Below are 8,966 nucleotides of genomic sequence, written 5' to 3' on the forward strand. Positions count from 1 at the left end.
ATGACAGGTCCTCATGCTCGCGCACTGTGCCGTATCAGTCTGGAAGGTCTGTGCACCGCGTGCGATACGCCGCCGGGGTCAGGCCGTAGGCGCGCAGAAACCAGCGTCCAAGATGGCTCTGATCGGCAAACCCCAGATCGCTGGCCACCGTAACGGGCTGAGCGCCGCGTGCCAGCAGCCTTCGCGCCATCGACAGCCGCAGTTGCACCAGATACGCGTGCGGCGGCAGGCCAAAGGCGGCCTTGAATGCGCGGGTCAGCCGAAAGCGGTCCACGCCACAGGCCACTGCCAACTCATCCAGCCCCAGATCACGTCGAAAATGCGCGTGCAGGTAATCGCGGGCGCGCAAGGCGATCTGCGGCAGGCGCGGGTCATGCTCGTGCCTGACGCGCCAGTGCACCTGAGCGGTCAACCGTTCCAGCAACCCATCGAGTGCACTCTGCCGAACGATACGCGGCTCATGGCTGTGCAGCGCCGAAAATGCGAACAAAGTAGCCTGCGCCAGTTGGGGATCGCGTACCAGTGTGCGGGCAAAGCCGGGCTGATAATTGGCAGGCGCATCCTCGAACATCGAGCTCAACTCAAGGGCGATCCAGTGCGGATCGAGATACAGCATGCGATAGGTGAAGCCCTCGGCATCGGGCGCATCGCCGTCATGCACTTCGCCGGGTTCGAGCATGAACACCTGGCCTGACGTACTGGCGTGCCGCTTGCGCCGACAATGAAACTGCTGCACGCCCTGTTCGGTTACACCCACCAGATAGCTGTCATGCCAGTGAGGGTCGTAGGCATGACCGCGAAAATGCGCACGCAACGTCTCGATGCCGGTGTCGTGGTCTTGAGCGAGATCGATCCAGTTGGCTGACTTCATGGGTGACCTGAGCGGGCCGCTTGATTGACATGATGAATGACGTTGCCTGTCGTTATCGCGCCATGGCGCCACAAAGTCTAGAAGGTTTGTGCGCAGAACGGCGTTCGTCTATATTTCCGCTCGGCGCCTCCACGCCTCCATCCGCGGAAAGGGCTGCGCCCAGGACACTGATTCACCCTCTTGTCACTACGACTCCCAACCTTCAGGCGGACAAGGTATGCAAGGAGATCGTATGTCCAGCAATACCACGTCTTCGTCCCACGACGGCCGTATCAACCTCGAACAGCAACGCAAGCGCGCCAAAGAGCTGTTGCGGCGCATGAAGCAAGGCACCGCTGACGAGCAACTCGCGCTGTTCGCTGTACCAGGCCGCCCGCCCGCGTCGACGTTGTCAGACGCTCAATGGCTGATCGCTCGGGAACTGGGCTTCAGCAGTTGGCCCAGGCTCAAAGCCCATGTCGATGCCATCGCCTTTGCCGCGCAACATCCGGATTTCGACGCCAGCGATGAAGCCCGGACCCTGCACTGGCGGTGCGGCAACGACATTGCCCACAGCCTGCAACTGGCCGGTTTCAAAGGATCGCTTCAGATGCTCAGCGATCCGCTGTGCATGGGGCCGGTGCAGAACCTGCCTGACGCAGATTATCGGGCATTGCGCAGTAGCTTCATCCATCAAGCGTTTGGCCTGGAGCCTGCTGAGGCGGCACGCCGAATGGATGATGAGTACAACCGCCTGCAACGACTGAGCAGTGATCATCACAACGTGTTGTGGTGCGAAGCGGATGCCTACGATCAACTGTTCCTGGTGCGGGCGCTGGCCGGTATCGACCGGTTACCGCCGCGCCTGGAACTGATCGAGGTGGCTGAGGTGCCAGGCGTCGAACGGTTCATCGGCATTGGACAGCTTGCGCCTGACGTACTGGCCTGGCTGTGGCCGCAGCGCAAACCGGTGACCCAAGCCATGCTGACCTGCGCACGCCAGGTATGGCTGGCTTACTGCGATGCCTCACCGGTTGAACTGGCCGCGCTGGCCCACAATACGCACATGCCGTTGTCGTTACTGGCGCCAGCGCTGTTGCGTCAACTTCAGGAATTACCAGGGTGTGACGACGGCCTGTCGCTTACCGAGCGGCTTTCATTGCAGTACCTCAGCGAAACCGGTCAGGCAACGTTTGGGCGGGTGTTTGCAGAACTGACCGGCAAGCGCGAGCCATTACCGTTTCTCGGCGACTTGATGTTTCACGCTCTGTTGCGCCCATTGATCGATTCGCCAAACCCGCTGCTGAAAGAAATAGAAACACATCTGCAATGGCCGCACCGCTCGTTAACGCTCACCGCTCTGGGCCAGCGTGTGCTGGAAGCCAAAGATTACTGGCCGGATCACGCCGTACACACGCGCTGGATCGGCGGTGTGTGTATCCGTCCGGGCCAGCCCCACTGGGCGATTGACGCCCATAACCAGCCCGTGTGGCACCGCTAGGCAGCGATTGTTGCAAACCGCTCTGTCGGCGCATGGCGCTGGCAGAGCTGGCCAGTGCGAATCATTTGTATCGGAAAAACATAAATACAATTGGAAAATAAATTCCATTAACTGTATGAAGTGAACGGATTCTGTACCCGGATTTCGAGCATCTCAGGTACAGGATTCTCACCTCCTATCGACAGTTATCAAGCCCGAGGCTTTATATGAATTCGTCCTTGTCCCGCCGCAAGATTCTTCAAGGTGCCTGCTGCCTTCCGGTAGCTGCCGCCCTGATGGAAATGCCGTCCATCGCCAACGCCGCATCCCCTGCTTCACCGCGTACCAACCTGACCGCCGACCAGGCGTTGAAAGCTTTGCGCGACGGTAACGACGCGTTCATGACAGACAAGACCATTGACGTTGAACGTAACCGCGACCGTCGTCTGGAAATCGCCAAAGGGCAGACGCCGTTCTGCATCCTGATCTCCTGCTCGGATTCGCGCGTTCCGCCAGAGCTGCTGTTCGGCCGCGGTCTGGGCGAGCTGTTCATCGTGCGTAACGCCGGCAACACCGTCGATACCGCGGCCTTGGGTTCGATCGAATACGGCGTCAGCCAGTTGGGCGTGCCGTTAGTGGTCGTTATGGGCCACGAAAAATGCGGTGCTGTCGCTGCGGCCGTTTCGGTGGTCGAGGACAACACGATTTACCAGGGCGCGATTGGCCAGATGATCGAGCCGATTATCCCGGCAGTACTGACCGCCAAGTCGAAAAAGAGCAAGAGCCTGCTCGAGGATTCGGTCAAGAGCAACATCCAGCGTACCGTAGCGCGCCTGCGCTCCGCCTCCGAACCCGCCCTGATGAACCCGATCAAGGAAGGCAAGGTCAAGGTCGTCGGCGCTTACTACACCCTGGAAAACGGTAAGGTCGATTTCTTCGACGTCTGATGTTTGCTCGCGTCAACGATTGAGTCCGGACAGATCCAAGCGCAAGGATTGCGCCTCCCTTGAACAGGAAGGCAGCATGAGGACCCGATCACACGCCAACAGGAGCGTTGCGTGAGCAAGGATTATCTGGCGTTTTTCAGTGCTCTGTTTCTGTCACGGCTGGCAGACCAGATTCTTCTTTTTATCGTTCCACTGGTCGTGTTTCAAACCACCAACAGCGTGTCATGGGCGGGACTGGCCTTTTTCGCCGAGTCGCTGCCACGTTTTCTGGCGTTTCCGATCTGCGGGGCGCTGTGCGACAGATTTTCTCCCGTCAGACTTCTACATATCAGTCAGGCATATCGGGCGCTGCTGTGCGTGATCGCGATGGCCCTGTATGGACTGTTCGGCGGTCTTGTCTGGCTGATCCTGCTTTCGGCCCTCTGCGGCGTGCTGACCACTCAAGGGGTCATGGCCCGCGAAGTGTTGATGCCGCACATTTTCCGGCGTTACACCTACACGCGTACTCTGTCGTATTCGCAGATAGCGGACCAGACCGGGCTGGTCGTGGGTCCACTGGTAGCGGTCTTGCTGCTCGACGTCTGGGCATGGCATTGGGTGGTGATCGCCTGCGCCGGTCTGTTTGTGCTGGCTGATGCAGCCACGCGAATCTGGCATCGCACCCGAGAATCCTTGGCTGAAGGGTTCCAGCCCTCACACGCCAGCGCGCTGCAATCGCTGAAAACCGCCGTCGGGCATCTGCTCAGGCTGACGGAGCTGAAAAAAGTCGTCACGCTGGCAGTGGGCGTGAACCTGATCGTCGGCGTGACCCTGGCCACCTCGGCGGTCATGATGATCGGCGAACACCATGCCGACAAGAATGGCTACGCAACCCTACAGATGGCCGCTGCCGGTGCAACGATCCTGATCCTGTTTTTTCTCGCGCGTGTGGCGCTGCCAATGCGCGTAATGGGCCTGATGTCATACGCGATGATCGCCGCCGGGGCTCTGATCTGCGCACTGAGCCCGTCTCTTGGTGGTTACGCGGCAGGCTTTCTGCTGATTGCGGGCTTCGACAAAATGTTCAACGTCTACCTGCGCAGCATCCGCCAGCGGGTAATCCCTCGACAGGATTTTGGCAAGACAGTAGGCGTCATGACCCTGCTCAATAATCTGTCGCAACCCTTCGCGGGTCTGATGGTGGCCCTGCTCGCCGGGCCGTTTGGAACGCGCTGGGTGATTCTGGCGCTGGGGCTGCTGAGCGTCCTTATCGGCGGCTCTGCGCTCTGGTTTTTTACGGGCCGTACGGCGTCAGAAGCCGCCGCCGGCCCGACCGTCGATTGATCGTCAGTCTGAAGACTGCAACCTTAAATCACGCCACAGGCCGCACGATCACCGCCACCGCCCAGAGGTTTCGGATGATCGGAATGGTTATCGCCGCCGGCATGCACCATCAGCGCATGGCCTTTGATTTGCGAAAGCTTCTTCAAACGGGGCGCCAGCACCGGATAATCCGCCGTGCCGTCGGCCATCACGTACAGCGCAGGCAGGTCGCCCAAATGTCCATTGGCATAAGGCCCCAAGTGCTTGCCGGTCTTGGCCGGATCGAAATGACCGCCTGCCGCCAGCGCAGCGACCTTCACGCCATCTTTAGTGCCCGCCTCGCAACTGCCGTTTTCATGCACATGGAAACCATGAATACCCGCAGGCAAACCGCTGAGTTTAGGGGTGAACAGCAGACCGTACTCGGTCTCGCTGACCGTTACGGTGCCGATGGGTTTTGGCGCGCCGTCTGCGCTGACCAGATTAATGGGAACGTCCAGCGATGCTGCCTGAACACTGACAGAAAACATGCCCAGCAGGCCTAGCCAAAGATAGGGTTTCATAGGATTCAATGCGTCCTTGATCTGGAAATCGAAAGTGAACGCTGTCCAGGTCGAAAGAGTGACCGTTTATCGCCCGCGTCTGCGCGCTACCTGACAACGCCATGGATACGACAAAGGGTGTGACCACAGCCAGGCGGGTTTTGATGCAAATAAATCGACCGCCTTGCGTGCTCCGCCCGGCAGTCCTGCAAACACGCCCGGCCTCGGCTAACCTGAAACACATCGTGTCCCTGCATCACCCTCTTCGATGAGGCTGAAACGACAAATGAAAGACCCCTACGCGTTCGGGTTCTACAGTGCCTGTTTTGCGCTGGTGGTCGTTGTAGCCGCAGTTTTTTACAGCGCCGCCGTCAGCACATCGCCGGGCAGTGCGGCCAATGCCTATTACATCGTCGAAGCGGCGTCGTCACTGAGTGAAGCGCTGGCGGTGATCGGCATCGCCGGCGTGGTATTCAAGGCCTATGGCTCATGGAAGCGCGAAACCCGTCAGCAAAAAGCCCTGAGTATCATCTGGGACGCAAATGTGGCGTTTCGGGAAATCGAGATTGGCTTCAACGAATGGTTTTTCGGCCCCGCGGCCAATCAGACATCCGGCCACGATCCCGCCAGGATCGACTCACTGCTGGCAGCAAGCCCGCTGGGAACGGCGCTCAAAGCCTTCAAGAAGCAATGCATCCTGCTCGACAAAGTGGTGATCAAGGATCACTGGCACTGGCTGAACCATGCCGCTCAGCTCGACATGCTTGCCCGCGCGCTGAGCGCCGAAGCCTTCGGGGCCGTTGGCAAAGGCAAGGTCACCCACACCATCGTCGACTTTCTCTATGCCCACGAAGGTGAAACCTGGAAAAGAACCCAGGCTGACTGGGAATCGCAGATGACGCTCATCGAAGAGCAATTGGCGTCGCTCGAAGAGCTGTATACATGATCCGCTGAACGTCGATGCGGCCCCCTGGATCAGGCGACCGGGAGCCTGATCCAGGGGGCTTGCAACGAGCGGTGCGCCTCAGATATCCAGGCAGATCTTGCCAAAATGCTGGTTGGTTTCCTGATAGCGGAACGCTTCGACGATATCGGTCATCGGGAACGAACGGTCCATGACCGGACGCATGCCGTTGGCGTCGATGGCGCGAATCATGTCCTGCTGCTGGGCACGGCTGCCGACCAGCACGCCCTGCATGCGCAACTGCTTGACCAGCGCCGGCACGAATTCCATTTGGCCGGCCACACCGCTGAGGATGCCGATGACCGAGATATGACCAGCCACTCGTGCGGCGGTCATCGAATGCTGCAGCGTCGAAGGACCGCCGACGTCAATGATGTGGTCCACACCGCGTCCACCGGTCAGTTTGCGGGCGGTCTCGCCCCAGTTGCTGTCCTTGCGGTAGTTGATCAGGTGATCGGCGCCCATGGCCTGCAGACGTTCCAGTTTTTCGTCGCTGGACGAGGTCGCGATCACTGTTGCACCTGCCATCTTGGCAAACTGCAAGGCGAAGATCGACACGCCACCAGTGCCTTGAACCAGCACGGTGTCGCCAGGCTTCAGATTGTCATCGGCCATCAGTGCACGCCAGGCGGTCAGACCGGCAGTCGTCAGGGTCGAGGCTTCTGCGTGGGTATAACCCAGCGGCGCCAGGGTGAATGAGGTGGCACGGGCCGTGACCTGCTCGCGTGCATAGCCATCGACGCCATCACCCGGAACAGTGACAAACCCCTCGACCAGCGGCTCACCGCTCAGCCACTCGGGGAAGAAGGTGCTGACCACGCTGTCGCCGACCTTGAACTCGCTGACGCCCTCGCCTACCGCCGTCACCACACCCGCGCCGTCGGCCATGGGAATGCGCGATTCGGAAGGCCCCCACATGCCGCTGACCACAGCGAAATCATGGTAGTTGAGCGAGTTGGCGTGCAAACGTACGGTGATTTCTCCGGCCTTGGGTGCCAGCACCTCACTGTCACCCACCATCACGCGGTCGTAACCGCCACCGGCTTGCACATAAATGGTCGTGTTGCTCATGGTAAATCTCCTATCAATTCAACATTACGCAAAATGACGAAATGTATGGGTAAAACTCACAGCTCTTTCTTGAGCCGATCGGCGAACCGGTCAATGGCCTGTTCATCACGCCGAAAGTACGTCCATTTGCCGATGCGGGTCGCCTGGACCAGCCCGGCGCGTTGCAGGATCGCCAGATGAGCGGATGCGGTGGACGCCGACAGGCTGGCCTTCGCCTGAATATGCGAGACGCACACCCCTATCGCAGGATCACCGTGGTCCTGGGGCGGGAAATGCGCTTGCGGGTCTTTCAGCCACTGCATGATCGTCATGCGTGTGTAATTACCGACCGCTTTGATCTGCTCAAGTATCATGGGGCACAACGTTACGCTTTTTTACGAAATGTTCAACCCTTCATTTTTCATGATCAATGCCGATCTGCGACATGGCGTCGTTCCTGCTTCACATCACGTCGGCAAATGAAGCACTCTAGCGCTTCCAACAAGACCAACGACCTCACGAGCACCCACCCTCATGATGAAACCGAACTACAGCGTCACGGCCGCCCTTCTGTTGAGTCTGGCCACAATGGCACAGGCTCAGGAGTCGCCCTCGCATCTGGACAAGGTGATCCAGGCCGGTCATTTGTCGGTGTGCACCACGGGCGATTACAAGCCTTACACGTCTCTGCGCGAAGACGGTGAGTACGAAGGCATCGACATCACCATGGCTCGCTCGCTGGCCAAAAGCCTGGGCGTGAACGTGCAGTGGGTGCCTACCACCTGGAAAACGTTGATGCCGGACATGATCGCGGGCAAGTGTGACATCGGCATGGGCGGCATTTCGGTCACGCTTGAACGTCAGAAGAAAGCCTTCTTCAGCAGCACGCTGGATGTCGACGGCAAAATTCCGCTGGTGCGATGTGAAGATCAGGCGCTGTATCAGACCGTCGAGCAGATCAATCAGCCGTCGGTTCGCCTGATCGAACCTGCCGGTGGCACCAACGAAGCGTTCGCACGCGCCTATCTGCCCAAGGCGCCCATCGCCTTCCACGACAACAAGACCATCTTTCAGGAACTGCTCGACAAGAAAGCCGACGTGATGATCACCGACGCCTCCGAAGCGCTGTATCAGCAAAAGCGCATGCCCGGATTGTGTGCAGTGAACCCTGCGCGTTATATGCAGTACGGCGAAAAAGCCTACCTGTTGCCGCGCGACGACGTGGCCTGGAAAGCTTACGTGGATCAATGGCTGCACCTGAGCAAAGCCACGGGCATTTATCAGCAGGCCCTCAGTGAGTGGCTGGCCGTCCCTGCGCAATAAGCCTTCATCGGCCGATTCCCGTCAGGCAACAGTTGCATGGCGGGGTCGGCTGAAATAGCGTGTTGCAGAATACCCTTTCAGGAAGGCTACGCTGAGCATGAAGCCCAACAGACCCATCACCCGCGCGTTCTGCGTCGAGCTGCAGCAGGAACTGTCCATCGCGGCCGCCCGTCGCGAATACTTTTCCCAGGAGCCGCCGCGCAAGCGCTTCGAGTTTCTGTGCTCGAACGAAGCCTGTCGGGCCTTGGGGGCGAAGGTAACCGGGGTTCGCTATGACGTGAAGCCGCAGGACAACCCGACTTTCGTCGCTGCGCACTTTCGCGCCAACTCGCATTACGACCATCACCCGGACTGCGAATGGGTGGATGCGGACGCAGATTTCCCGGCAGATGACGCGGTCGACGCCCAGGACCCGCAGGCGGCGCTGCGCAAGGCCAAACGCAAGCTGGACGACTACATCGACGTTTTCGATCCGACGATAAAAGAGCCGGGCAAGGAAACGTCTGGA

The 8,966-nt window shown here is 59.4% G+C and carries 9 protein-coding genes and 1 pseudogene; 6 read left to right on the forward strand and 4 right to left on the reverse strand.

Annotated features, from left to right (window positions below; translation table 11 throughout):
* Positions 1-34: 34 nt before the first annotated feature.
* Positions 35-871 (reverse strand): AraC family transcriptional regulator, encoded by an 837-nt coding sequence (locus tag BZK31_RS12250; protein ID WP_083183043.1) that lies wholly within the window; start codon positions 869-871, stop codon positions 35-37.
* A gap of 232 nt (positions 872-1,103) precedes the next feature.
* On the opposite strand from BZK31_RS12250, the gene BZK31_RS12255 reads away from it, so the two are divergent.
* From BZK31_RS12255 to BZK31_RS12265, 3 genes are all read left to right on the forward strand, one after another.
* Positions 1,104-2,351, forward strand: a complete 1,248-nt coding sequence (locus tag BZK31_RS12255; protein ID WP_083183046.1) for a DUF1835 domain-containing protein — start codon at positions 1,104-1,106, stop codon at positions 2,349-2,351.
* A 206-nt stretch (positions 2,352-2,557) separates the two neighbouring features.
* On the forward strand, positions 2,558-3,277 hold the full coding sequence (locus BZK31_RS12260) for a carbonic anhydrase (protein WP_083183048.1): 720 nt from the start codon (positions 2,558-2,560) through the stop codon (positions 3,275-3,277).
* 111 nt (positions 3,278-3,388) lie between these two features.
* The gene (locus BZK31_RS12265) at positions 3,389-4,600 is read left to right on the forward strand and encodes an MFS transporter (protein ID WP_083183050.1); all 1,212 of its coding nucleotides are present in this window, start codon (positions 3,389-3,391) and stop codon (positions 4,598-4,600) included.
* Positions 4,601-4,623: 23 nt separating this feature from the next.
* Here the strand turns inward: BZK31_RS12265 and sodC are convergent, their stop codons facing one another.
* Positions 4,624-5,142 (reverse strand): superoxide dismutase family protein, encoded by a 519-nt coding sequence (gene sodC / locus BZK31_RS12270; protein WP_083183052.1) that lies wholly within the window; start codon positions 5,140-5,142, stop codon positions 4,624-4,626.
* Between the two features lie 265 nt (positions 5,143-5,407).
* Between sodC and BZK31_RS12275 the strand changes: the two genes are divergently transcribed.
* Positions 5,408-6,067 (forward strand): hypothetical protein, encoded by a 660-nt coding sequence (locus tag BZK31_RS12275; RefSeq protein WP_083183053.1) that lies wholly within the window; start codon positions 5,408-5,410, stop codon positions 6,065-6,067.
* A gap of 78 nt (positions 6,068-6,145) precedes the next feature.
* Here BZK31_RS12275 and BZK31_RS12280 read toward each other — a convergent pair whose 3' ends face one another.
* On the reverse strand, positions 6,146-7,156 hold the full coding sequence (locus BZK31_RS12280) for a zinc-dependent alcohol dehydrogenase family protein (protein ID WP_083183055.1): 1,011 nt from the start codon (positions 7,154-7,156) through the stop codon (positions 6,146-6,148).
* A 56-nt stretch (positions 7,157-7,212) separates the two neighbouring features.
* Positions 7,213-7,509, reverse strand: a complete 297-nt coding sequence (locus BZK31_RS12285) for an ArsR/SmtB family transcription factor (RefSeq protein WP_083183057.1) — start codon at positions 7,507-7,509, stop codon at positions 7,213-7,215.
* Positions 7,510-7,669: 160 nt separating this feature from the next.
* Between BZK31_RS12285 and BZK31_RS12290 the strand changes: the two genes are divergently transcribed.
* Together BZK31_RS12290 and BZK31_RS12295 are read left to right on the forward strand one after the other, a co-directional pair.
* Entirely contained in the window at positions 7,670-8,458 is a 789-nt protein-coding gene (locus BZK31_RS12290) for a transporter substrate-binding domain-containing protein (RefSeq protein ID WP_083183059.1), read from the forward strand.
* 97 nt (positions 8,459-8,555) lie between these two features.
* Positions 8,556-8,966: pseudogene (locus BZK31_RS12295) on the forward strand (ATPase); the annotation flags it as partial.

This window comes from Pseudomonas floridensis, assembly GCF_002087235.1.
Lineage (GTDB): Bacteria > Pseudomonadota > Gammaproteobacteria > Pseudomonadales > Pseudomonadaceae > Aquipseudomonas > Aquipseudomonas floridensis.